The 25999-nt window shown below is 34.6% G+C and carries 22 protein-coding genes, 1 tRNA gene and 4 pseudogenes; 19 read left to right on the top strand and 8 right to left on the bottom strand.

The annotated features are described in order from the left end of the window. The first annotated feature begins 9 nt into the window (after positions 1-9). The 7 genes and pseudogenes from ACQH3L_RS01740 to ACQH3L_RS01770 all read left to right on the top strand — a co-directional run bounded on the left by ACQH3L_RS01740 (position 10) and on the right by ACQH3L_RS01770 (position 6650). Entirely contained in the window at positions 10-588 is a 579-nt protein-coding gene (locus ACQH3L_RS01740; RefSeq protein ID WP_010962344.1) for an RlmE family RNA methyltransferase, read from the top strand. A gap of 1085 nt (positions 589-1673) precedes the next feature. Beyond that, positions 1674-3692 carry an ankyrin repeat domain-containing protein gene (locus ACQH3L_RS01745; protein ID WP_425384913.1) on the top strand — a complete coding sequence of 673 codons (2019 nt, stop codon included), beginning with the start codon at positions 1674-1676 and terminating at the stop codon, positions 3690-3692. Between the two features lie 148 nt (positions 3693-3840). Further along, positions 3841-4152, top strand: coding sequence for an ECH_0659 family protein (locus ACQH3L_RS01750; protein ID WP_015588824.1), 312 nt, complete (start codon positions 3841-3843; stop codon positions 4150-4152). Between the two features lie 136 nt (positions 4153-4288). Further along, on the top strand, positions 4289-4837 hold the full coding sequence (locus ACQH3L_RS01755) for a head-tail connector protein (protein WP_095742630.1): 549 nt from the start codon (positions 4289-4291) through the stop codon (positions 4835-4837). A 187-nt stretch (positions 4838-5024) separates the two neighbouring features. Further along, a complete protein-coding gene (locus tag ACQH3L_RS01760; protein WP_010962350.1) occupies positions 5025-5435 on the top strand; it encodes a hypothetical protein in 411 nt (136 codons plus the stop codon). After that, positions 5410-5799 (top strand): annotated as a pseudogene (locus ACQH3L_RS01765) (phage tail tube protein). The gene ACQH3L_RS01760 and the pseudogene ACQH3L_RS01765 overlap by 26 nt, the downstream one beginning before the upstream one ends. A 65-nt stretch (positions 5800-5864) precedes the next feature. Beyond that, complete coding sequence (locus ACQH3L_RS01770) at positions 5865-6650, top strand: hypothetical protein (RefSeq protein ID WP_070356729.1); 786 nt, start codon at positions 5865-5867, stop codon at positions 6648-6650. A 463-nt stretch (positions 6651-7113) separates the two neighbouring features. On the opposite strand, the pseudogene ACQH3L_RS01775 reads toward ACQH3L_RS01770, so the two are convergent. From ACQH3L_RS01775 to ACQH3L_RS01785, 3 genes and pseudogenes are all read right to left on the bottom strand, one after another. Further along, positions 7114-8200 (bottom strand): annotated as a pseudogene (locus ACQH3L_RS01775) (IS3 family transposase). A gap of 162 nt (positions 8201-8362) precedes the next feature. Continuing rightward, positions 8363-9535, bottom strand: a complete 1173-nt coding sequence (locus ACQH3L_RS01780) for a porin (protein WP_070356730.1) — start codon at positions 9533-9535, stop codon at positions 8363-8365. Between the two features lie 62 nt (positions 9536-9597). Continuing rightward, on the bottom strand, positions 9598-10413 hold the full coding sequence (locus ACQH3L_RS01785) for a hypothetical protein (protein ID WP_425384914.1): 816 nt from the start codon (positions 10411-10413) through the stop codon (positions 9598-9600). Positions 10414-10646: 233 nt separating this feature from the next. On the opposite strand from ACQH3L_RS01785, the gene ACQH3L_RS01790 reads away from it, so the two are divergent. Beyond that, a complete protein-coding gene (locus tag ACQH3L_RS01790; RefSeq protein ID WP_006280349.1) occupies positions 10647-11432 on the top strand; it encodes an enoyl-ACP reductase FabI in 786 nt (261 codons plus the stop codon). Positions 11433-11448: 16 nt separating this feature from the next. Here the strand turns inward: ACQH3L_RS01790 and secD are convergent, their stop codons facing one another. Beyond that, on the bottom strand, positions 11449-12891 hold the full coding sequence (gene secD, locus ACQH3L_RS01795; RefSeq protein WP_425385003.1) for a protein translocase subunit SecD: 1443 nt from the start codon (positions 12889-12891) through the stop codon (positions 11449-11451). Here secD and ACQH3L_RS01800 point away from each other — a divergent pair. Then, complete coding sequence (locus ACQH3L_RS01800; protein WP_039964338.1) at positions 12791-13072, top strand: hypothetical protein; 282 nt, start codon at positions 12791-12793, stop codon at positions 13070-13072. The two genes, secD and ACQH3L_RS01800, sit on opposite strands and share 101 nt — an antisense overlap. A gap of 46 nt (positions 13073-13118) precedes the next feature. Here the strand turns inward: ACQH3L_RS01800 and ACQH3L_RS01805 are convergent. The 3 genes and pseudogenes from ACQH3L_RS01805 to rsmA form a co-directional block, all read right to left on the bottom strand. Continuing rightward, positions 13119-14099 (bottom strand): annotated as a pseudogene (locus ACQH3L_RS01805) (IS3 family transposase). A gap of 63 nt (positions 14100-14162) precedes the next feature. Further along, complete coding sequence (guaB, locus tag ACQH3L_RS01810) at positions 14163-15656, bottom strand: IMP dehydrogenase (protein ID WP_065095043.1); 1494 nt, start codon at positions 15654-15656, stop codon at positions 14163-14165. Positions 15657-15772: 116 nt separating this feature from the next. Further along, positions 15773-16585, bottom strand: coding sequence for a 16S rRNA (adenine(1518)-N(6)/adenine(1519)-N(6))-dimethyltransferase RsmA (gene rsmA, locus ACQH3L_RS01815; RefSeq protein ID WP_425384915.1), 813 nt, complete (start codon positions 16583-16585; stop codon positions 15773-15775). A 78-nt stretch (positions 16586-16663) separates the two neighbouring features. On the opposite strand from rsmA, the gene ACQH3L_RS01820 reads away from it, so the two are divergent. Both ACQH3L_RS01820 and ACQH3L_RS01825 read left to right on the top strand, forming a co-directional pair. Then, positions 16664-16736: transfer RNA gene (locus ACQH3L_RS01820), tRNA-Thr, on the top strand. 24 nt (positions 16737-16760) lie between these two features. Then, positions 16761-17489, top strand: coding sequence for a triosephosphate isomerase (locus ACQH3L_RS01825; RefSeq protein ID WP_015588848.1), 729 nt, complete (start codon positions 16761-16763; stop codon positions 17487-17489). Between the two features lie 74 nt (positions 17490-17563). Here ACQH3L_RS01825 and dprA read toward each other — a convergent pair whose 3' ends face one another. Then, complete coding sequence (gene dprA, locus ACQH3L_RS01830) at positions 17564-18652, bottom strand: DNA-processing protein DprA (RefSeq protein ID WP_038199450.1); 1089 nt, start codon at positions 18650-18652, stop codon at positions 17564-17566. Positions 18653-18713: 61 nt separating this feature from the next. Between dprA and ACQH3L_RS01835 the strand changes: the two genes are divergently transcribed. The 8 genes and pseudogenes from ACQH3L_RS01835 to ACQH3L_RS01870 all read left to right on the top strand — a co-directional run bounded on the left by ACQH3L_RS01835 (position 18714) and on the right by ACQH3L_RS01870 (position 25954). Next, the gene (locus tag ACQH3L_RS01835; RefSeq protein WP_010082601.1) at positions 18714-19088 is read left to right on the top strand and encodes a ferredoxin family protein; all 375 of its coding nucleotides are present in this window, start codon (positions 18714-18716) and stop codon (positions 19086-19088) included. 331 nt (positions 19089-19419) lie between these two features. Continuing rightward, positions 19420-20067 (top strand): hypothetical protein, encoded by a 648-nt coding sequence (locus ACQH3L_RS01840; RefSeq protein ID WP_010962361.1) that lies wholly within the window; start codon positions 19420-19422, stop codon positions 20065-20067. A gap of 79 nt (positions 20068-20146) precedes the next feature. Continuing rightward, positions 20147-21100: a D-alanine--D-alanine ligase gene (locus tag ACQH3L_RS01845; protein ID WP_010082603.1), complete on the top strand. Its 954-nt coding sequence runs from the start codon at positions 20147-20149 to the stop codon at positions 21098-21100. Further along, entirely contained in the window at positions 21081-21839 is a 759-nt protein-coding gene (locus ACQH3L_RS01850; protein WP_425384916.1) for a cell division protein FtsQ/DivIB, read from the top strand. The genes ACQH3L_RS01845 and ACQH3L_RS01850 overlap by 20 nt, the downstream gene beginning before the upstream one ends. Before the next feature lie 823 nt (positions 21840-22662). Continuing rightward, the gene (locus ACQH3L_RS01855) at positions 22663-23769 is read left to right on the top strand and encodes a D-alanyl-D-alanine carboxypeptidase family protein (RefSeq protein WP_010082605.1); all 1107 of its coding nucleotides are present in this window, start codon (positions 22663-22665) and stop codon (positions 23767-23769) included. Positions 23770-23883: 114 nt separating this feature from the next. Further along, the gene (locus tag ACQH3L_RS01860) at positions 23884-24183 is read left to right on the top strand and encodes a DMT family transporter (protein ID WP_244662759.1); all 300 of its coding nucleotides are present in this window, start codon (positions 23884-23886) and stop codon (positions 24181-24183) included. 16 nt (positions 24184-24199) lie between these two features. After that, the gene (locus ACQH3L_RS01865) at positions 24200-24544 is read left to right on the top strand and encodes a DMT family transporter (protein ID WP_425384917.1); all 345 of its coding nucleotides are present in this window, start codon (positions 24200-24202) and stop codon (positions 24542-24544) included. Between the two features lie 266 nt (positions 24545-24810). Then, positions 24811-25954 (top strand): annotated as a pseudogene (locus ACQH3L_RS01870) (transposase). Positions 25955-25999: the final 45 nt, after the last annotated feature.

Raw genomic sequence — 25999 nt, forward strand, 5'->3', positions numbered from 1 at the left:
CATCGTCATTTGAATGATCAGTATGTGCAAAAAACTAGCAAGGATGGTTATAGGTCACGCTCAGCATATAAGCTGGTAGAAATGGATAACAAATTTAAATTATTCCAAGAAGGGCAAAAAATTATTGATCTTGGTGCTTCTCCTGGTGGATGGTCACAAGTTGCATCTCAGAAAGGTGCAAATGTGGTTGCTCTTGACATAAAACCAATGAACGCAATTAATGGAGTAGAGTTTATACAATGTGATATTATCAATGAGTTTGAAATTTTAAGAGAAAAATTCAAGGATCAAAAATTTGATGTAATTTTATCTGACATGGCGCCCGAATCTTGTGGTTTAAAATCGTTGGATCATATCAGAATTATGCTTTTATGCGAAGCAGCGCTCAATTTTGCAAAGCATTTCTTGAGTCATGGTGGCACGTTTGTAGTAAAAATTTTCCAAGGAGAATCTGACAAAGATTTTTGTAACGAGCTAAAAAAAATGTTTAAAACAGTAAAATACTTTAAACCAAAGTCAAGTAGATCTGAATCTACAGAAATGTATTTGGTAAGTTTAGGCTTTATTGGCAGCAAACCTTCTATATAATATTAATCTAGGTAGTCCGCAGAAACAAAAAACTTGCTTGACAAACCTCGCCAGCCCCCTTATCATGAAACTGAAGCTATTGTATTTGCTTTCGCCAATCTGCAGATTAAAAGGTAAGGATTACTTAATGTATCGGCGTCTTATGTTCAATTTTTTGCAGTATATAGATACTGTATGTCTTTACAAAACTTCATCTACATCTAGATTTTTATCTAAATAAGCTGAACGCGCTTATAAAGCGTTACAAGACATCAAAAAATGCCAATACTCGACAGAGATAGTAAAAGACTAGCTAACTCGGGGGTCCTTTGTCTTTTTTTCTGCTTAGTAAATTTCTTAAACATTTGCAGCATAGGTTAGTTGCAATTAAAAGCAGCTTAATCTTGCTTGTCAAGCGTTTAAAACATAAAAAACGCCAATATTTTAAAGCGGATAATAACCCCAGGGCTTCTTTTGCCTTTTTTTTTCGTTTGGTAAATTTCTTAAATATTTATAGCTAAACGACAATCGTCATCCCAGCGGGATCTGGAGATACCGCGGCGGTATGACGGTTCGCGACGGCATGACGATAAGGTTTATATCTTGTCATCCCAGTGCTTGACACTGGGATCCAGGAATTTTATTAAGTTGGTGAGCATAAAAATAGCTGTTTTACGTTAAAATACAATGTTTTGATGATTATGGAAAGGCTGGATTCCAGTGTCAAGCACTGGAATGACACCATAGGGGCACTGCCATCATAAAGGAACCAGTGTCGGCTACTCGGATGACATCATAGGGGCGCTGGGATGACACCCTGACAATCGTCATCCCGCTACTTGTTAGCGGGATCTGGAGATACCGTGACGGTATGATGAGGGAGAACAGTTAGCGGATGAGATACCGCGAATGAATCGTGGTATGACGGTTCGCGGTGGCATGATGTAGGACTGCTGTGACACCATTATAGAATGAACCAGTGTCAGCTACTTGCATAGAAAATGTTTATGACTAATTTTTAGATCAAACATGGAATTTCGACAAACTTAACTTTTTTGTGAGATGGTTCAGCAATAATAAATAAATTGAGAGGAAAGGTTACGGCAATGGAAAAGAAAAAGTTTTTTGAAATAATAAATGAGGTAAGCAAGAGTGAAGGTTTAAATGAGAATAATTTACTTGAAAGAATAGGGAATAAGCTAAAAGATGCAGACTCAATAGTATATAGCACTTATAACAATTTGAAGATAGATAAGATGTTCAGTATATTAGATTCAGACAAAATTGTAAATTATATGTTGGTACATCTTGCTGTGGAATGTAACAGTGTACCAATAGTAAAACTCCTACTAGCAAAGGAAGCAAAAGTTAATGAACCAATATATGAACTTGATGAAGCTAAGTCTAAGCTAACTGCTTTGCACATTGCTGCTTTGCATGGTCATCAAGAGATAGTTCAGCTTTTATTGAATAATGACGCAAATCCTTTACTAAAAGATAGTCAAGGCCGAACTCCAAGGGATATTGTCGGCGATGTAGAAGGTAAAAAGGCTATAATAAAAATGTTAGAGGAAGGAGAACAACGTTATGCTGAGACAAGAGCTACGAGAAGACAACCTTATAGACAAGGCACTTTACTGCAGCCTAATAATAAAACTCCAGGAAATTTAGCTTTGAACGGAAATAACGTAACTGCTGCAGTACAAGCATGGGGTGCAAAACATCAGGAAGAGAATAGTAGAATTACACCAAACAACAAAAAAGTCTATGTACAAGATGAGGATGAACAGACTTCTTCAAACTCAATCGTTAATGAAAACAATACAGACAAAGTAGATGATACATTAGAAAAAGAACAGGCTATAAGAGAAAGAGATGCTATGGCGCAAAAGTTGCAAGAGGCAGAACAAAGACTTGCCAATAATCAGAAGCGCATAGAACATAATGACTTGCACAGTCAACATCCAGAGCAGTATACTACATATAATGGGGAACAGACCTTTTTAAATAAAAGTAATAGTGGCGATAGTGGAATATATTTTGATGCAGATGAATCTGAAGCTTTAGGCCAATCTATATTAGAAAATGGAGAAGATATTAATGCACAAGATAAAGATGGCGTGACCCATTTACATTGGGCTATTGCAGATAACAATAAAGAATCAGTGGAACTTTTGGTAAAATGTGGAGCAAAAGTTGATGTACAGGATAAAGATGGACTGACCCCTTTACATTATGCTGCTGCATATGGTTGTGTAGAGATTGCAGAATATCTAGTAGAAGGTGGAGCAAATGTTAATGCACAAGATAAAGTTGAGCATACTCCCTTATATTATGCTCTTGCAAATGACAATAAAAAATTAGCAAAGCTTTTGATAAAGCATGGAGCAGATCGCTCATTGATAAAGGATGAAGACCTAATAGATAGACTAAACAGTATGTGTGATCAGCCATCTGAGGTTGTACCTAGTACCTTTTCTCATTCCAAAACACACAACGCAACGGAAACTCCAGAAAAAGCAGAAAAGGTTGAAAAACGTAAAGCTAAGTTAAAAGAATTACGTACTCAGCTAAAGGATGAGCAGAAAAAGAATGAATTGCTAAAACAAAAAATACAAGATCTAGAAAGTAAAAACACAACGCTTAATAGCGAATTAGAAGAAAACGAAAATAAGCATTCTAAAACAAAAGTGTTGTTAGAAAAAGCGCAAAAGGAACTAGCAGAATCAAAAAGTTGCATAGTTGGACATGAGACTAAGTTGAAAGAATTCAATAAAGAGAATGAATCACTAACACAAAAAATAAGAAGTCTGGAGAATGAAAACACACCACTTGATGGTGAACTGGGCAAAACTAAAACAAATGAAGTGTCACTAGAAAAAGTAGGAAAAAGACAATTTTCCCCAAAAGTTGCCTATGCGAGCCTTGCAGCTATGTTAGCAGTAGGTGCTGCTCTTAGTATTGCTTCCGGATTGTCTGCTCTATTAATAGTTGCAGCTTCTGTGGTATCTGCACTGATAGCTGGTGGCATTACATACACAATATCAAAACCCATCGCTGAACCAAAACCTACCACTGAATTGAAAGAAGTGAATATTCAAGATTCAGCACAACGGTGTTTGTAAAATTTAATTTGTACACTTGCTATAGATTCCAGCGCGTGACGCTGGAATGTAGTAAAAAGTATTTGTAAGTTACACAGTAGTGTGAATTTTTTACTTCGGTAGTTTTTCATTGTCATTATAATCATAATAATAGTTGAGTTTAATTGATATGAAAACTTTTACGAAAAATTTTAAAAATAACGAAAAAAAGCTAGAGGAGTTTAATAAGGAAATTGAAGATATAACAACTATAGCTCAAGATAAATTTGCACATGAACTTGAAAATATCGCATATGACAGTGTGCAAAAATTTCGCAGTCTGCTTGCTAAAGAGTTAAACTCCACCTTCAATAATATTCATTCTCAAAATGTCAATCTACTAAAATCCAGCCTAGTTGAATATGCTATAAGTTCAAATTTTATCAACAAAAAAGGAGAAACAGCTTTAATACGTTCTCTTCTTAATATATTCATACGATAAAGCACTCAGAGTTGTTGCTGCGCCAATTTAACTTAATGTTGCATGCAAGCTGCATAGCTAAAGTAAGTAAGATTTGCCCCACGCTGTCACGAGGTAAACCTTACTTATTCTAGCTATATCAAAAAGGAGGGTTATTATGTCAATAAGATCTACTTCACCAAGAATATCTGTGCAACGTAAATCTAAGCCTGAATCTTTTCCAGTTACTTTAGAAGAGGTTAAATCTTTTTTACGCATTGAGAACGACCAGGATGATAAGTTGATTTCAGATCTAATTTTTATGGCAACTGATTACGCTGAATGGCATATGGAAAAGTCACTGGTGAAACAAACATGGCAAGTTTCATATGAAGATTATGTACCTCGTAGGATCTATTTAAGCTATGGCCCTGTGAGTAAGATAGTATTGGCTACTGCAATGATGTCTAAAAATCAAGAGAAGAGTACACTTAAGTATTATTTTAGTGATGTAGGGGGCTATGTTGAGTTTTTCAATTGTTTGAATGCAATAAGAGTTGATGTTGTATACGAAGCTGGTTATGACAATGTTCCTGAGCAGATAAAACTAGGTATTATGCGGCATGTTTCTGCTCTTTACAAAAATCGTGAATCGGAGGTAAGTAGCCATTTATCTGAAGTGAAGAAGGTATATTCTCCATTTCGCGAACCAAAGGTTGTTTTGTAGCTCTTTCTGGTCATTCAAACTGGGCTACTACGTCATACCGTTACGGATAGATCCCGCTAACAAGTAGCGGGATGACGAGGTATAAACCTTATCGTCATACCGCGATTCATTCGCGGTATCTCTTAACATAGATCCCGCTAACAAGCAGCGGGATGACGAGTTTCTATATATCTTTCGAGGGTTAATTATGAAAAAAATTCAAGCTATAAACGAGTTGTACAGTAGCATTTATGAAGCACTAAAAGCAAACTCTGATTTAAGGAAATATGTTACTAACATTTATGACTACTTACCTAAACAGGTCACCATTCCTTACCTGAGATTGTGTGTAGTGAATTATAATAACCTGCATATGCTGTCCAATTTTGCTACAAAGGCAAGATTTTCATGCGACATATATACTTATCATATAGACAGTATGTTTGCCATTATAAGGCATATTAACTTGATACTTAAGAGCATTGAAGGTTTTAATAATGAGGCCATTTTAGAAAGTAATTGTGCTATGGATCAGCACGATGAAATTTTACATTCAACAATTAATTTTGATATTTTAATAAAAGGAGGTGATAATGAGCAAATTACAGCTAAAAATTAAAGATCATGACAATAATTTTATTGTGTTAAATAATATAAGAAACCTAAGGTTTACTTTGCGTAATAACAGAGAATAGGTGAAAGATATTTCTTCTTTTGGCTGGAGGAAAGTGCTCGATTGTGCTGGAAGCAGACACATTACGATAAAAATTAATGGAATTTTAGACTCTGTATTAGCTGATGAATTATTACGTAATTCTGCTATGCTAAACTCTAATAATGATTATGAAATTAGTTTTAATGCTAAGGAAAAGATAAGGCTTAGGTGTTCAGTTGAATTGTATGAGAGGTATTATGATCCTGTTACTTTTGACAGCTTTACTGTAGTTTTAAATAGTGCTGAAGTTGTAAACGCTTTTCATTAATGTTAATTTAATTTTTTCATATACAATAATAACTGGTGAGAATTTTAACTAAATTAAAAAAAATCATGAATGACGAAAACCTTTTCGAGGAAGACGGTGATAATATTGAAGAAAATAACGATGATAAAAGAGAGAGAAGTTTAGAAAATGAAAATCAGCAAAATCAAGAAGAACAACACAAAGAGGAAGATAAGCAATACATAATACAGTATATTCAAGACTATTTGAAAGTTTTTGAGGATATTCTAAATCAGATCGACGAAGGAATTGATAATTCGGATAGTTACGAAAGGACTATGCAAATAAAGCGAAGCATAGACAGGCTCATAGAGACTTTATATAGTCAGGCTGCGTCCGAAGATATTGATGCAGAATTTGAAACTACCAAACACACTCGCGATAAATCAGAATCTATGAAAAGAGTTAGAGAGAAGAGAAGAAAGCAAGTGATAGAAGAAGTATTAAGTAGCATGTTTGCCCAGCAACAAAAGGAGCTAATGAACGCTAAACACTTAAGTCATGGACATGAAACAGCAAAAGATGGGGATGTCCACGAAGCAAAGGAAAAAGTGAAGTCTTCAATCAGGGGAGTGTTGTTTTCGGTGATTGCTCATAGGATGGATCCAAGAAGGAGGGCAGGGGAAACTGCTGACGGTAACGAAAAGCAAGCTCATATATATGGCAGGGAAGCAGTTGGTGGAGCTTTAGGTGCATTGTTAAAAACGTTTTTAACAGCAGTTATTGCCGTTGTGCGTGAAATTGCTAAGCCACTTCAGAAACCGGAAACATCTTTTGCAAAACAAGTTGAAGAAAGCAGAAACGCAGATTCACAAAAGGGTCGATCTGTGTAGATTTCTCCTTGTAATAATCTTTCGATTCTACTGTCTGTTAATTCAAATTAGGGTTATAAAATTTTAGAAGCCAGCTCTTATATAACCAATTTATAGCAAGAAATTACGATACAAAAATCAGCGTCCATTAGAAAATAAACATAACACAGGGTGATAGAGTTGCCCCTATCCATAAGCGTCAGTTAAGCTCAAAATTGTAAGCTTAAAATATGGTTGAATAATTATTAATAATAGTATATAATTATTAACGTTTTTCAGGCATTTTTGTTATGGGTGCGCCAAGTAAGCGTTTAGAATACAGTTGGTGAAAATCCAACTTAGGCAAAGTCTAGCCAACAGCCTAGAACAGACCATTATGCTGCGTGAGGTAACGAGCGTAGTAAAGCTAATGGAATGGACAATATAGGGTGCAATGAAAATTGACCTTACCCAGAAAAAGTGGAGAGAAAGTGTGGAATGTTTTTTACAAAAAGAATGATGCATCAAATTGTTCTGGAATGCAATAGTTAATAGTGACGTTGTTTGTTATAAAAAATTTCTATGTATTCAAATATTGCAGTTCTAGTTTGTTGAGCAGAGTGTTGTGAAGTATCAATAAGTATTTCTCTTTTCAATGAGCTAAAGAAGCTTTCTGCAACAGAATTGTCGTAACAACAGCCTTTATTACTCATCTATATTCTTTACAGCTAAGAGATATTGATACCCTTGCGCAGTATATTATGAACCTTGGTCACTGTGCAGCAGTAGATTTTTAACAGGTTTACGCCTATTAATGGCCATTAATAAAGAGTTCATAACCAATTGTTTATTTATTGCACTACTCATTAACTACCATACGTGAGAATTATTGCTGCCAAATATAGCCATCCCTCCTTGGTTTTGATGTAAGTAATCCCATACTTTATTTGGTTGATCAACAATAAAGTTTTGATCTAGTATATTGGGAGCTACAGCTCTATTATCTGTTTGTTGTTTTTTAATTTTAAACTTTCTTCTCAGTATAGCCCTGATGTCATTTTTCTGCATAATACTTTGCACCGTTTTCAAATTGCAACTTTTACCCAAAGCCTTCAATTCAGCATGAATTTTAGGAGCTCCATATCTACATTTAGAAACTTGATATATTTTTTGAATAGCTGCGAGTAGCTCTTTATTTGCTGATTCTCTACTGCTTATTTTTCTTGTGGTCCACTTATAGTAGCCACTAGCAGAAAATCCTACATAATTCCTGTACTTTATAGCAGTTACTATATAAAAAAATATTTTACTCTTTTTGACTGGCCAGGGCTTTTTTTTAAATGTCTCTTTCCCTTGTTACTCTTGCTTTGTAAATCAAACCTCTCTTTGTCGTAAGGAGCCATGTTACCTCTACCTGGAAATGCATCTGCTGCCGACTTTTTTTCGTTGTGTTTCTTTATCCATTTTCCTAATAAACCACCCTTTATTCCTAAATCCTTTGCTGTTTTTGTAATTGTTTGACCTGCCTTTCTTTGTTCATTTGCCAGTTTAACAGCTTCCAATTTGAATTCTGCTGTATATTCTCTTACCATTTCTAATCCTCCAAAATTTTATTTTACCCAAAAAAACTCTTTTCTTTCTCTCCACTTTTTCTGGGTAAGGTCAGTTTACTGGCCTCTCCATGAGTGAGATTGAAAAATTAAGTGTGAACGGTTACCTTGGATGACAGAAAAGAGTGTTGGAAGGAGGCAATATTAAAAACTTAATTTCAGTCCAGCCAAGAGCACATAACCAGAGTTGTTATTTTCTATTTTAGGTTCTTTGGTACTAAATTTTACAATATCGAAATAGTATGAAGTACCTAAAAAAAGAGAATTTTCAAGGCTTAAAGCATATGATGTTAACTCGTTTGTACCTTCGCCTGCAATATCCCTACCACTACTAAAATATGTTAAGCTTGATTTGTAAGAATCAGAATGGTAAGCGATACCTGCATTCATATAATACGTATTATTTATTTCAGGATTACGCCTCTCACCAGATTCACCACCATTACCATACGAAAAAATGCAATCAAGATCGAACAATTTTAGCTTCAAACCAAAATTCCAGTGCAGTAATTGATTGCGACATTCATAATTTTTAGAAGTTCCATCTGAGCAACCAGTTAAATTTTCTCTTGCAAATTCACCAGTCAAAGCAGTAGTAAAACCTATATCATTTGACAAGCTGTTTTTATAGGAAAGGCCAGCAGCAATTAAATTGCTGTACTGTAAGTTATTTTTTCCTGGAACATAACTGAATCCGAGTTGAAAGTTATAGATTTCAGGGGAGATGTAGTTAATTGATGATTGTTTTAACCCTAGTTCGAGTTCATTATAATCGCTATAAATATTGGGCTTGACCCAGAACACCTTGTCTTGATTATATCCAGGGTCACCATCTTTTTTATGATCACCGCGCAAATTTGCATAGTTTGTCCAATGACCATTTACTCCTCCAGCAGCTGCATAAATTTTTGAAGTGTTAATTAACATGCTCTGACCAACTAAACTTCTTTTACCATATTCAATTGATCCAAGTTCCTGGTTTTTTATGATAAAATACCATTCCTCCATGTCTAACTTTTCTATGTCTAACGCTTTTAGGTTTGCAATACCAGAAACCCCTGCCTTAACATTAACCCCCATTTGAGTATTTGGATAAACTTGCTGTAAATAAAGAAAGCGCAAGTATGAATAACTTGAAGTTTTATCCTTAGGCTTAGCATTGAAAGAATCTCTGTTGAAGGCGTAGCCGAATCTCAAATCTATTTTTCCGTCTAGTTCTGCATAAAATATTTCCTTATCCAAAATTGTTTTAGAGCTAGCACTATTCTGCAAAAACAATGATGAAAGCAGTGCTACCAGGTAGTACTTTAACTTCATAAATAAACTTAAATCTTTATAAAAATTTAAGTTTAAACTCAATATAAATAAAAAACAACTTTTCAGAAGGCACCGCTGGTAGATTTTGCTGCCTGTTTTTGAGCTATATTCCCATAAATTATTGATACACTTGGTAATTTTCGCTTTAATAACTGCTTATTAATGGCAGAATGTATACGATTAATTATTTTAGATATACTTTTTACATCGCAGTTAATCAAAACAAAAAGCACTTTATTCTCATCAATATACCCTAGAAAATCATCACTACGGCAATTTTTATAAAAATGTTCTATGGTAACTTTCAGTGCATTATTTGTCTCACTACAGCTACTATTTAAGCCAATCACTCCTATAGCTGCATTAATTTGATGTTGAAAGGCAAAATTTAATATAACGTATAACTCTAGAATAGTGGACTCATTGCCCGGTATATCGAATAAGTCATGGTTTTTATATTTTTTACCCATTAGATATTTATCTCTAAAGATTCCTAGTTTATGGGACAAACTGATATCACGTATTAATAGCTCATAATTTATTTGATTACTGGCAAATTGTGCAGTGCGGAAAACTTTTACTTTTGTCCTGATATCTTCTCCCTTAGCATCAATTAAGGAAAAATCTATCACTTTAGGTAGTATATCAAGTAAATCGTGTCCATTTTCGGTATACTCTAAATAATTCTTCACGTTGTCAGCTGCTCTTGTGCTTAAGATATTAATTAATGGCTTATTAAGCAAATTCTTCTCTTCATATTTTAACAAATCCCTTGCAACTTGATTGAGCCCTAAAATTAACACGTTTTTTTTCTTATTATCCTGACAAACAGATACCACAGCATCATCTTTTCTTCTTGCAGTTATGAAATCATCCATACTTTCATTCTATACAGCGTATTTATAAGTATAATAAGATTATATTAAGATTTACTTACTTATTAATATGCTTAATTGGGCATAGGCAGAATGTCATATGGAATGGCTTTGTTGTAGAAGAATCAAGATTACTGTTTATAGACTTCAAGTTACTGCAAAAAATATTTTAAAACATAGTGATATCTTGACTTTACCTAGTTAATATTCCAAATTATAAAAAAACAGATAGTTCTATGACGACAAGTCTATTACAAGGCAAAAAGGGATTAATAACCGGAATAATAAATAAGAGATCAATAGCATACGGTATAGCAAAAACTCTCTCAGAGCACGGGGCAGAACTTGCAATCACCTACCAGAATGAAATAATAAAAGAAAAACTATCACCAATAGCAGATGAACTAAATGTGGAGCTAATATTACACTGCGACGTTTCAAATGAAAAAATCATAGATAACGCTTTCGAAATAATAGAGAAAAAATGGGGTACTCTTGACTTTTTGGTGCATGCAATAGCATTCTCCGATAAAAATGAGTTAGATGGTAAATATGTCAATACTTCACTGGATAACTTCCTCAATGCAATGCATATATCGTGCTATTCTTTTACTGCTTTAGCGCAAAGGGCTGAAAAAATGATGTCAAATGGTGGTAGTTTACTGACTTTATCTTATTATGGCGCTGAAAAAGTTATGCCAAATTATAACGTTATGGGTTTATGTAAAGCGGCACTTGAAGCAAGTGTAAAATATATAGCATGTGATCTCGGGCCACAAAATATCAGAGTAAATGCAATTTCCGCTGGTCCAATCAGAACTTTAGCATCTTCTGGAATAAGCGATTTTCACTCCATATCAGAATGGAATAGAAATAACTCTCCGCTCAGACGCAATGTTACAATAGAGGATGTTGGCAAGGCAGCGTTATACTTATTAAGCGACTTAAGTAGTGGCACTACTGGAGAAATTTTGCACGTTGATTCAGGATATAACGTTGTGGGAATGAAGGTGGTTGACTGAGATCTAAATCCTTAATTCAAAGCGCTAGTTCCTTCGGGTTCATACACAACTCTATCAGGAGTTTTGTGACTGTGATTGCAGAAAACATCGAACATAAAATTCCTATTGATAGAGTGACAGAAAAGCCTCTTATTGCTCCACTGCCAATAATGAACATTATTCCTGCAGCAATTAATGTAGTGATATTTGAATCCAGTATTGTCTTTATAGCGTTTTTAAACCCTTCTTCAATAGCACGTTCCACTCTCTTGCCAGATTTGATTTCCTCACGAATTCGCTCAAATATTAAAACATTTGCATCCACCGCCATACCAACAGTAAGTGCAATACCGGCAATTCCAGGTAAAGTTAGAGTTGCTTCAAGCAGAGTGAGAATTGATAATATAAGAACTACATTAGAAAAAAGTGCAACAGAGGCCAATACACCTAATTTGCCGTAAGTGATGATTATAAATAAAGCCACGGCTATAATAGAGATTGTTGCTGCCATTTCCCCTGCCTTTATTGATTCTTCTCCAAGACTTGGGCCAATGTTTTTTTCTTCAATTATTTTAAGTGGTGCTGGCAGTGCTCCAGATTTTAAAAGTATTGCAAGTTCGCTTGCTTGTTTTTCAGTGAAATTACCGCTAATTTCTCCCTCTCCATTTAAAATTGGCTCACGTATTGTAGGTACTGTTAAAACTGTGTTATCCAGAACAATTGCAAAAGGCTTTCCTACATTTTCTTTAGTGATTTTCGCGAATCTTTTACTCGCTATACTGTCAAATTTAAAATGCACTGTCGGTTTACCTAAATTGCCGAATCTAACTGATGCGTTAACCAGCGAATCACCACCTATTTCAGTTTTGCGGAATATTGGATAAGAATTACCTAAAGAATCCTTGAGCATGACAGTGGTTTCATGGTCTATATCCTGCACCTTGGCTATGTTAGTGTTTGCCAAATGAAAAGCTAGCTTAGCAGTTTTGCCAAGCAGAGATTTTATCTGCTTGGTATCTTCTACTCCAGGCACCTGCACTAATATTTTATTCTGCCCTTGTTTTTGAACGCTGACTTCCTTTGTGCCAAGTTTGTCCAAACGGCGCTGGACATTGTTTATTGATTCTGCAGCTACTTCACTGATCAAAGAATTTTTATAATGTGGTTTATACGAAATGAGAATCGAAGAATCTTTTCTATTTAGCTCTAAATTTGGATTTATCGCATTAATCAACACAGATGCTTTTTTATAATCATCAATACTATTTAAAGTTATAACGCTATTTTGTACGTTAGATTCAATATTTTTTGTTAGCAATGTCTCTTTTATTTCGTTAGCTAGCATGCTTAGCTTTTCCTTAAAATAGAAGTCTAAGTCTATGTTTAAAAGCAAAGATGCCCCTCCTTTCAGGTCAAGGCCTAAGTTTATTCTTTTTTTCGAAATAAAAAGCTTATTATCAAAGAAATTTGGCAGTGTTATGTATAAAGCAAATAAACAGATGCATAATACTGAAAAAGATTTGACTATAAGTCTGTTATACATAAGTTGTAGGTTTAAAATTGTAATAATTGATTGTAAGTTAAAAATAGATTTTTGTAAAATTCTCTATTTGACCTTACCCAGAAAAAGTAGAGAGAAAGTTAAGACGTTTTTATCATGAGAATAAATTGTGCAGGAATGCAATAGTTAATAGTAGAATGTCTACGTTATTTGTTATAAAAGATTTCTATGTATTCAAATATGGCAGTTCTGGTTTGTTGAGCGAGAAGTATCAATAAGCAGCTCCCTTTTAAGTGAACTTTTCTGCAACAGAGTTATCGTAACAACAGCCCTTATGGCTCATGCTGGAAATGATGTTTTTTGTATTCAATAGAAATTGGTAATTTTGAGAGGTATACTGTGACCCTTGATCGCTATGTAACAGCAGATTTTTATCGGGTTTGCGTTTATCAACGGCCATCAATAAAGAATCTATAACTAATTATCATGTTACTCATTAACCACCATGCGTGAATATAGGTCAATTATTGCCGCCAACAACCTTCTTTAGTTTTTATGTAGGTAATCCCAAACTTTATTTGGCTGATCAGTAGTAAAATTTTGATCCAATGTGTTCGGAGCCACAACTCGGTTGCTTATTTGCTGTTTTTTATTTTTGAACCTTCGTCTAAACTTGGCTTTAATGCCATTTTCTTGCATAACACTTTGTACTGTTTTAATTTTTGCCTAAAGCTTTTAATTCAGCGTGAATTTTAGGGGCTCCATATCTGCATTTAGAAGCTTGATGTATTTTTTGAATATCTGCTAGAAGCCCTTCTTTTGCTAATTCTTTACTGCTTTTTTCCTTAGCAACCCATACCACCAGTATAAAACCCTACATAGTTCCTGTGTTTTATAGCAATTTCTATATAAAAGAATACTTTACTCTTTTTCTTTGCCCAGGGCTTTTTTTAAGATGTCTCTTTCTCTTATTAGCTCTTTTTTTAGATCAAATCTTTCTTTGTCATAAGGAGCCTTTGCCTGGAAATGCGTATGCTACAGACATTTTTCCATCATATTTTCTTACTTAACATACTACCATCTATACCTAGATCTTTTGCTATTTTTGTACTTGCTTGACCTGTTTCTTTAACCAGCTTAACAGCTTCTAATTTGAATTCTGCTGTATATTCTCTTCTATTTGTCATATTTTGAAAAAACGTTTTATTTTACTCCAAAAACGTCTTAACTTTCTCTCTACTTTTTCTGGACTACTCCGAATCGGTTGACAAATTGGACGTTTGATAAGCATAATTTGGAGCTTCTTGTGTAATGACTATATCATGAGCGTGACTCTCTCTTAATCCTGATGCAGTAATAGTAACAAATTTACAATTTTTTTTCATCTCTTCTATATTCCTATTACCAGTATACCCCATTGCAGCTTGCAATCCGCCAATCAATTGATGGATTACTCCTGAAGCTGGACCTTTGAATGGAACTCTTCCTTCCACTCCTTGTGGAACTAATTTGAGTTTTGAATCTTTATCTTGAAAATAACGGCTAGCTGAACCTCGTTTCATTGCACTAATAGATCCCATTCCTCGATAGCCTTTATATGCTCTGCCCTTATACATAATAATCTCACCTGGGCTTTCGTCAGTGCCAGCAAAAATCGAACCAATCATCACAGAGTCAGCACCAGCTGCAATAGCTTTTGCAACATCTCCTGAGTATTTTACCCCACCATCAGCAATTAGTCTGACGTTTCTTGCTCTACACGCCTCTGCAACATTCTTGATTGCAGAGAATTGTGGCACACCAACACCTGTAACTATTCTGGTTGTACAGATTGATCCTGGTCCTATTCCAACCTTCACTGCATCAACACCCGCATCAATCAACGCTTCAGCAGCCTCCTTTGTTGCAATGTTTCCGCCAATTAATTGCGTATTAGGATACATCTTTTTTATTTCCCTAATGGTATTGATAACGTTTTCGGAATGACCGTGAGCAGTATCCACAACAACTACATCAACTTCTTCTCCGATCAAAGCTTCACATCTGTCTATACCATCTTTTTTACCAGTGCCAATTGCAGCGGCAACTCTGAGACGCCCTTTACTGTCTTTACATGAATTTGGGTATCTATTGTATTTTTCAATGTCTTTAACCGTAATTAAACCTATACAACAAGAATTTTCATCTACGACCAAAAGCTTTTCTATTCTATTTTCATGCAACAATTTCATTGCTGAGGCACTATTCACTCCCTGCTCCCGCACTGTCACTAACTTATCTTTTGTCATCACTTCGGAAACTTTTACATTCATGTTCTGGTCTTCAATAAATCTCACATCTCGGTTAGTTAAAATTCCAACTAACTTGCGTTGATCGACTACAGGAATGCCAGAATAATTGTGCTCTCTCATTAATGAAATTGCTTCCGCAACTGTTTTATCCGGTGAAATCGTAATTGGGTTATACACGATCCAACTTTCATATTTTTTCACCCTTCTCACTTCTAAAACTTGTTCATCTATTGATAAATTCTTATGTATGCAACCTATCCCTCCATGTTGGGCAATAGCTATTGCAAAGCCCGATTCAGTAACAGTATCCATTGCAGAGGATATGAGAGGGATATTTAGTTCTATACTATTTGTTAGATAAGTTTTTGTATCTGCATCGCAAGGCAATATATTAGAATAGGCTGGCAAAAGAAGTATATCGTCAAACGAATAACAAGCTTCCATTTTTTTCATAGGCTTTATTTAAAGCTTATACGCCAATTAATTAAATTGCAATAGGCAAAATTAGCTAGGAGCCTTTAATTGTATAGCTCTAACTGTTTTTAGGAGATAGAAAAGCTATATAGTTGCTAATACATTTTATTGCACAATAAGCATTCTACATTATTTGCCAGCAAACAGAACTGCTCAATAGTTAAGTTTTCTGGACGTTCATTTCCACTCAATTTAGCGTTTTCAAGGACAGTTTCAGCGTGGTTCGTTATATTTTGCAAGCTATTTCTCAGCATCTTTCTTCTTTGAGCAAAAACAGCACGTATTGATTTTATTAAGGTTTCCAAGTTTACTACAAACTTTGGGGTAGGCAAAGGATTTACTGTAATTACTGAAGAATGTATTTTTGGTCTTGGAAAAAACTCTTTAGGTTCAATATCAAATTCCTTTTTTATATCGCATAGTAACTGGCTTAGCACTGATAGAGGACCATAATCTTTAGAATTGGGTCTTGCTGTAATGCGATCTGCTACCTCTTTTTGAAACATTAATGTCAAACTCGTAAAAAATTTTATACTATCTAACCACTTTAAAAATAACGCTACCGAGATATTGTAAGGCAAGTTAGCAATAACTTTAACTGGGCGCTCTATCAGCTCTTCTTCTATAATATGCAGTGCATCCGCTTCTATAATTCTATACTTTCCTTGATGCTCATTTAGCAGTTGGTCATGGTGTTTTACTAAATCTCTATCTTTTTCTATAGAAAGTAGAGACTTTGGATTATGCACCAATATTTCTCTTGTTAATGCACCATATCCAGGACCAATTTCAATGACATTAAAATTTTCCAGACTACCAGCTAAAGCGACGATTTTTTTTGTTATCTCACTCGATAAAATAAAATTTTGCCCTAGACTCTTTTTTGGCTTCAGTAAAAATTTTTTCATATTATTTTCATTATACAGTATTTTAAAAATTAGTTGACGAAAATTCATTGATAATTGTATATTATTAATGTGTTTAACGCCGGCTTAGCTCAATTGGTAGAGCAACTGACTTGTAATCAGTAGGTTGTCAGTTCAAGTCCGACAGCCGGCACTCTCGCCCATATAAGTAAAGTTGATGTCCTTTTTAATAGTAGCAAATTGGAAAATGAATGGAATGCGTTCTTCATTTGTTGACTTTATAGGCAAACTTAACAACAAGAGCAACGAAATTACCTCTAAGCTAGTGATTTGCCCTCCTTTTACGTCATTTCCAAGCAGTATAGAGTTGAACAATAATATTAATATAGGAGCACAGAATTGCCATCATAAAAAGTTCGGTTCTTACACAGGTGAAATTAGTGCAGAAATGTTAAAAGAACTAGGGTGTACTTACGTAATACTTGGGCATTCTGAAAGGGCTAATGAAAAAGATAGTGAAATAAAACTTAAGTCGGAAATAGCAATAGAATCAGGCTTACACCCAATTATCTGTGTGGGTGAAAATTCAGAAGATTATAAGAATGAAAAAACAAAAGAAGTAATAGAATATCAATGCAAAAACCGTTTGCCAACACACGGTGAATATACCGTAGCATATGAGCCAATATGGGCAATAGGCACAGGTCATGTGCCAAATAATGATGCAATTGCTAAGGTGATAGAGGTAATAAAATTGTGTACTAGTAAAAAACACATTATATATGGTGGTTCAGTCAGTTCAGAAAATATAGAAAATTTGCTCAGTATCTCAAATTTATCAGGAGTTTTAATTGGCAGTGCAAGCTTAGATTTCGATCACTTTTATAAAATTATACAACAAGTTGAAAAAAAGTTTTCTCTTATCAATTCTAAAATCAGCAACTAAGAATCCTATAACAAATGGCATCATTTCAGTGTCAAGCATATGTCTGTACGAGCATCTAGTATAGCTAAAGTAATCTAGAAAATTAACGATATTTTATTCCCCGGTGAACGCTCTATTTTGTTTTCCAACTCTAGTTCTAAAAGAGCCATTAGAGCTATGTTGGTAGAAAGTCCGCTTGCTAATATAAGTTCATCTATATCAACAGGTACAGAGTTAATATGATCAACTATAACAGATTTTGCCTGTTGTAATTTTTCTTGTTTTTGGTTAACAAAATGGTGCTCAACATCAAATAGGTTTTTTTGCTGCGGAGGTAAACTAAACCTAATACTCTCTATTATGTCATCAGCGGATTCGATAAGCTTAGCACCGTTTTTAATTAAATAATTACTACCACTACAGCGTGAATCTAAAGGGAAACCAGAAACTGCAAACACCTCTCTCCCTTGATTTAAAGCAAAATCTGCTGTTATTAGAGAGCCAGAACGTTTCGATGCTTCAATCACTGCAACACCTAGCGATAGGCCAGAGATAATTCGATTCCTTTGAGGAAAATACTGAGGCTTTGGTTTAGTAGCAAATGGAAGCTCAGTAATTACTAACCCACCGTTCCCAGTGATTTTTTTGTATAGATCAAAATTCTCTTTTGGATACACCACATCAATTCCGCTTGCTGTAACAGCAATAGTGGGATGATTTTTGTATATTACACTGTTTGCTGCAGTATCAATTCCTCTTGCAAGTCCAGAAACGATAATAAAACCAGCTTCGCTTAAATCAAGTGCCAACTTATTGGCAAAATTTCTTCCATTCATTGAAGAGTTACGCCCACCGATTATTGCAATTATCTCACGGCTTAATAATGATATATCACCAAGCGCAGTTATTACAGGAGGACAACTAGGGATATTTCTTAAAAGATCAGGGTAATCTGGGTCACATGCGGGTATAATTTTAGCTCCAATTCTTTCTGCATTATTGATTTCTTCTCGTGCATCTTGAATGCCATACACCTTATCATTAGCCACCCTATTGAGATATTTTAGCACCTCATCTAGCGATCCGTGTGTTCTTAGTATACTAAAAAACTTTATTGGTCCTATGGTTCTAGCCAGGCTTAACCATACTTCTAATTCTTTGTTGTTCAATTTATTTATCTTCATAAAAAGCTTGAATTTCTTATCAATTTAGTGTACCCAAGATAATGCAAATATACAGTGTTTTATGACGCATTTTGTTACAGATAAATGCATAAAATGTAAATATACAGACTGCGTGGAAGTATGTCCCGTTGACTGCTTCTATGAAGGCAAAAACATGCTCGTGATTAACCCAGATGAATGTATTGATTGCGGAGTGTGCATACCTGAGTGTCCAGTAGATGCAATTGTAACTGATGATTCCATAAAAGATATTTTAGAACTAGATGAAGAGTTGCTGAGCAGCGAACAAAAAACTTTCAAGTTATTTTACGATATAAATGTAGAATACTCACAAAAGTGGCCAAATATCACAGCTAAAAAGCAACCCCTCTATACTGCAGAAGAGTATAAGGAAAAAAAGGATAAAACAGCTTATTTTGATGAAAATTTAGAATAATGCTACTGAAGGAAAAGAAACTTTTTGTATTTCAGGGTTGTTGTTTTTGGTTGCTGAAAATAGTTGCGTTATCTAAGTTGTTATGCTGATAAATTAGTATCGATTAATTTAAGGATTAAGGAAAAAGGCTTATTGACTTTTGAAATATTTGATTATAAAACTAGCTGTTAGCATTAAATCTTGGGGGTAAGTTATGAGTATAAATAAAAGAGAAACCATTAAAAAGATTGAAGGGTTACTTTTTTAAGCGAACGGTAATCTTGAAAAAGCATGTGATCTATTATCAACAGTAGAGTTAACCGAAGATGATATTAAAATATTGCTGGAAGAGATGATAAAAGAGTATCATAGCTTGTTTGAAAAGATTTCTTGGAGTTGTGGAATTACTGCAGGCAGTGCACAAGATGCCAACGCAAGCAGCTTCAACGAAGTTTTTAAGCTAGGTTCAAAAGAGTTAGCATTGGCAATGACGTCAGATCTCAGAAAGTCTTATGATCAAGAATTATTTAAGAAATATAAAAAAGAAGAAATGTCTTATCCTGAAGGAGAAGGAGTACAATTTATTAGAGAATTGAGAGTTCTAAGTAGAATACTTACTATATCTTTAATAAGGAAACTTGATGAAGTTTACAAGTTTACTCCAGAAGAAATTGAGCGTTTGAAGGAATATATGTTAGTTAGCAACTATGATATAAGCAAAAGTCTTTCTGATATAGACAAATATATGCATGCACTATCTGCCTTAATTAGAAACTCTTCACTTGATACAAAAAAGATATTTGAGCTAAATAATCGAATGATAATACACACTACAGCCTTAATTGATTTAGTAACTAGTGGAGTAGTGAAAAAAGAAGAAGCAAAAGAACAATCTGCTGAGGATTTAGAAAAGCTTATCTGTGAACAGTATAAAGGTGCAGCAAACACGCCACTACCGTTGCAGAGCACGCTATTTGAAGTGGATAAAAAAAGTGCTTGAAGAAAGTTTATAGTTAGCCAAAGTAGGTATTTAATAAGCTTAATGTAACCATTATGTATGCTATATAGCAAAACATAGAATGCTTATGATTCCAACTATAGCAATTTTAAGTGGTGGATTTTCTTGTGAGAGAGAAATATCGCTTATGAGCGGAAAAGCAGTGAAGAAGGCGCTCGATAGCCTTTCATATAATGCAATAGAAATAGATGTTGACAGCAATATTGCTGAAAAGCTTAAAAAAATTAATCCGGGCCTTGCTTTTATCGCTCTGCATGGACCTTATGGTGAAGATGGCTGCATTCAAGGTTTATTGGAAATCTTAGGTATAAAATATACACACTCAGGAGTTATGGCTTCTGCCGTTGCTATAAATAAAGTGATGTCAAAGCATATATTTCGATCCCTTAATATCGACACTCCAAAAGGTTATGTAATTAGCCGAGAAGATGTACTAAAAAATAATATTAAAATCGATTATCCGTACGTCTTAAAACCAATTAATGAAGGTTCAAGTATTGGAGTGTACATAATTTTCTCGCACGAGGATTACTTAGAACTGAAAAATAATAGTTCTACTATAATGGAAAAGATGATCGTAGAAGAATACATACCGGGCATAGAGTTACATACTGCTGTATTGCTGGATGAAGCAATTGGCACTATAGAAGTACGACCAAAAAATAAATTCTATGATTATGAAGCAAAGTATACAGATGGATTTGCAGAACATATATTTCCTGCTAAAATTCCTGACAATATATATAAAATGACCTTGGAACACGCACTGAAAATACATCAATTTTTAGGATGCAAAACTATTTCCCGCTCAGATTTCCGTTATAATCCCAAAAATAACACTTTAAAAATGCTTGAGATTAATACACATCCTGGCTTTACTGAGTTATCGTTAGTGCCAGAAATTGCAAAATTGGCAAAAGGAATCAATTTTAATGAATTAGTTAAAATTATTATTGAAGATAGTTTGCAGCACAAAAATATTAGGGATTTAAGTCATGTTGAGCAGTATTACTAGAAGCCAAAGGAGTTTTTTGCGTAAGTGTGCCTTGGTTGTTATCACAGCACTTTTTCTTACGCTAATACTTTACAGCTCACTTGATAAAATAATAAATCGATTTAATTACTACTCTACTTGGTACAATGACTGCCTATCTAGTTTATTACTCAGTAGTGGATTTTCAATCGACGAAGTAGTCGTGAGCGGCAATAAATTTACAAACAAAAAGGATATTCTAAGTTTGACAGATAGAACGCAACCTATCCTGTATATATCACTTTCAAAACTTGCCGGTAACATACAATCCGTAAGCAGATGGATAAAACACGTAAGAGTTCACAGAATTTTGCCCAATACTCTACACATTAATATAGATGAGCATAAACCGTTTGCTCTCTGGAAAGATAATAACAAAACCTCGGTAATTGATTTTGAAGGTAAAGTGATCGTAGATGACTATCTAGTAGATGATCTTGTTGTAATTACAGGACAAAACTCATTATCAAACCTAGAATTTGTTAAAGATGTGTTAGAGAGTAAAACTCAATTAAGTGACCACATTTCTTCTTTTGCTTATATAGGGAATAGAAGATGGAATATCATACTTGATAACGATTCCACAGTAAAACTGCCTGAAGATAACCCTTATAGTGCATGGGACTATTTAAACCACTTACACAATACAACTGATTTTACTTTCAGCGATTGGAGTATTATTGATATGCGTATTACTGATAAAATCTTTGTGAAGAGGTGATCTGCTGTAATCCAAGTAGCCCCTTTTCCTGTCATCCCAGTGCCCAGACACTGGAATCCCGCCGCGAACCGTCATACCGCGATTCATTCGCGGTATCTCTTAACATAGATCCCTTATTTAACCGCCATACCTTAACATAGATCCCGCTAACACGTAGCGGGATGACGAGGTTATCGTCATGTCACCGCGAACCGTCATACCGTCACGAACCGTCATACCGCGATTCATTCGCGGTATCTCAGCCGCTAACAAGAGATCCCGCTAACAAGTAGCGGGATGACGATTGTCGTTTAGCCATAAATGTTTAAGAAATTTACCAAACGAAAAAAAAGGCAAAAGAAGCCCCGTGGTTGGCTAGTTACTTACATTATACTTTCAAGTATGGCGTTTTTTTATTCTAAACGTTTAATAACCGCGATTCATCTGCTTTTAAGCCGCAACTAATCTAAATTATAAACATTAAGAAATTTACTAAACAGAAAAAAAGGCAAAGAAAACCTAGGGTAGCTAATTACTCACTATCCATTTTTTAAGTTGGCGTTTTTTGATGTTTTAAATGCTTTATAAGCGCATTTTAGCTTGTATAGCTAGAAATTTGATAAAGACATAAGGTGCACATAGTGCAAAAAATTAAACATGAGACGCCAAATACGTTGAGTTTTTTTGTCATTTAATCTGTACAGAGAAGATAAATAAATAGCTTCAGTTTCATGATAAGGGGGCTGGCGAGGTTTGTCAAGGAATTTTTATGCAAGAGATCTATTGAAATGCCCCTGTAAAATTATACTATTAATTAGTACACTATAAATTTAAAATTATAGATATGTTAAGCAGATTGGTAATTTTGCTATTAGTTTTTATACTTCCTTTTTCTTCATACTCATACCAGTTTAGAACCAAAGCAAAGCAAGCAGTAGTCTTAGATTTAGCTTCAGACTCATTCATTTTTGACCATAATTCTGATGAAAAAATGGCCCCATCTTCAATGAGCAAGCTAATGACTTTATATATAGCCTTCGATTATCTAAAAGCTGGAATAATACACATGGAGGATAAATTTCGAGTAAGTAGAAAAGCGTGGGAAAGGAGAGGCTCTTCTATGTTTTTGAAAGAAGGTCAATCCGTTACGGTGAGGGAATTACTTGAAGGAATTACAATAGTCTCAGGCAATGATGCCTGCATAACACTAGCCGAGGGCATTGCAGGATCAGAAGAGAATTTTGTGGCTGAAATGAATGAAGTTGCACAAAATTTGAATCTGAATGACAGTCATTTTGTCAACTCAAGCGGGTGGCCAGATGAAGATCATTTTATGAACGCAAAAGACTTGGTAATGCTGGCAAAAAGGATTTTCACCGATTTTCCTGAATATTATGATTTATTTTCCGAACAATATTTGACATATAATGAAATTGTACAAAAGAATAAAAATCTTCTACTTTTTCACGATATTGGGGTTGATGGCTTAAAAACCGGTTATACAAATGCTGGTGGTTACGGCATTGTAGCATCTGCAAAACGAAATGATAGGAGAATTTTTGCTGTCGTAAATGGTTTAAACACTGAGAAAGAGCGAATAGAAGAAGCAAAAAGATTGATACAATACTCCTTAAATCATTTTAACACTAAGAAAATATTCGTTAAAGACAGCGTAGTTGAGGAAGTAAATGTTCTCTATGGAAAAGATAGAAAAGTGCCTATTACAGTTGCAAACGATGTTACCATAACTTACAACCGCAAATTGCATGACCAAATTAAGGTGCGTATTGAATATAAAGATATGATACCTGCACCCATTAAAAAAGGTCAAGAAGTGGGCAAAGTTTTTGTAGAAATACCAGGTATTGAGCAACAAACTACACCACTTTATGCAGCAAATGACGTGCAGGAATTGAATTTCGTAGAAAAGTTTTTTAGGATGTTGTTTTAAGTTTGATATTAAAGCAATTCCGAAAGAGAGATCTATTGCACTTTAGTGTAGTTTTAACTAACAATTTCTGTTACAATACAAGATTGAAATGTTACGAAAATGTGCTGGTTGTATTTGTTGCTGTCTAGTATCCTAGAGATACTGTGGGCTGTAACGCTAAAGTTTAGTAACAGTTTTACTAAAGTTGTGCCTTCGATTGCAACATTGGTAATTATGATCATTAGCATTTACTTTTTATCTCTTGCAGCATGCTTTCTACCTATTAGGGTATGCTATGCAGTTTCCTCTGGAATATGCACAATTGGAATAACTATAATTGGTGCAACCACTTTCACAGAGAATATTAATTTATCTCAAGTTTTATGTATCGTTTTAATTGTAATAGGAAGCATAGGGCTAAAGCTCTCTATTTAAACCTAAAAATTTATGCATGAATTGGATATATTTACTCTTATCGTCACTAATTGAAGTGTTCTGGGTCATAACACTTAAGCATAGTTATGGATTTACTCATCTCGTACCATCAATAATTAGCATACTCTCCATGGCTCTTAGTACATATTTACTTTCGCTCGCTACACGTTCTATACCTATCGGAGTATGCTATGCAATTTGGACTGGAGTGGGCGCTATAGGAGCTTCGATACTTGAAGTTTACCTATTTGATGAACCAGTTAATTTATTCGAAGTAATATGCTTTATTTTAGTTACATTCGGGATTATAGGATTAAAATTGTTTGATACTGCAAAACAAACTGTTGATAAAATGGAATAAAAGATCCCACTGGGATGAAAGAAGCAGATACTCCATATTGTCATGCAAATTGGAATCCAGACTTTTTTCTATATAGCATGGTGAAGACGGGAAACCGTAACCGTTCACACAATGGCGTCAACTTAAGGAAAAATGTCAGAGATTGTGTATAAAATTTCTCTCCAAATTTTTTATCATTAAATTATCCAAAGAGTGCAAGGGACAGCACTTTTGTTTCTGTTTTATTTCAACAAAGAAGTCTAAAATGTGTCCTTTTTAGGTGAAATATGCAAAAAGGAAAAAACCTTATTCTACAAATTAAAAATATAATATACTCGAAAACTTTTCAGAAAATCCATTGTGTTGAGTTTTACACGAACAAGAAAACTTCCTTTTTCGACAGTATTTTCTATGATTTTAAAGTTAGTTAAAAAAAGTTTGGGAATAGAATGTGAACTTATGGAGCCATTGACATGTACCCTCAAAGCAAGCTTTTTCTAAAGCAAGATATAAGATTTGCCATACAGGCTTTCAAGAATTTAAGCATCCAAACAGCCTATCAGGATGAACCTGAGTTGGAGAGGCTATAGACTTATTGCAGCAGATGGTTCTGGTATGAGATTACCCAGCTCTGGGGAAATTGTATCCGAGTTTGAACCAAATGGAACAACAGGCACCATTGGCAATTTGTTTGTTGATTTGTGTACTTCGCTGATTTGCAGTGCTCGTCTTGCAGCTTGGAATATAGGTGAACAAACGTTGGCGGCAGAGCAATTACCCGAAGTTATCACTCAAATGCGTTTATTAAATCAAGAGAAATTATTATTTATCTATGATCGTCTTCAGTAAAATTCATTCAGCAGCATTATAATTTGGAAGTAGATTTTATTTTTCGCTTGCAAAAAAGAAATTATAGTAAGCTATGGGAACGCTGGCGAATTAGATTTTGATTTTATATTAGAAAATGAAAAGCTAAAAAATAAAATGAAAGGACAGAAAGTAAGAGTTATAGTGCTGACATTAGCCAACTGAGAAACAGAGTTTTTGACCGAGACTTTGGAGCAAAGCTTATGTGTTAAGGTGGCACATAGAGGAGTGCTATAAACGACTCAAAGTAGGAGCAGAGTTAGAGAATTTTTCTGGAGAGGCTGTATTACAAGAATTTTGGGCAAACTTGGTCATGTGCAATATATTATCGCTTCATATATGTGATGCACAAGGGCCTTGGAACCCATATCAAATTACTGAGTATCGTTTAAATTTTTCAGTTTTATTTAGTGTAATGAGACAGAAACTCTATCAGGTACTTATTGCGCCAAAAAACTTTCAAGCCCTTTTTAAGTATACGCGCTAAAGTTAAAATCCGACCGGGACAGCCGCAATAAAGTAGATAAGCCTAAACGCCATCATGTCTTTAGGAGAGTTTGCTAATGAAAGTTCTTAAGTTGACGCCATTGGCTGAACGGATACGATTTA

This window comes from Wolbachia endosymbiont (group A) of Sturmia bella, from assembly GCF_964030905.1.
In the GTDB taxonomy this organism is placed as follows: domain Bacteria; phylum Pseudomonadota; class Alphaproteobacteria; order Rickettsiales; family Anaplasmataceae; genus Wolbachia; species Wolbachia pipientis.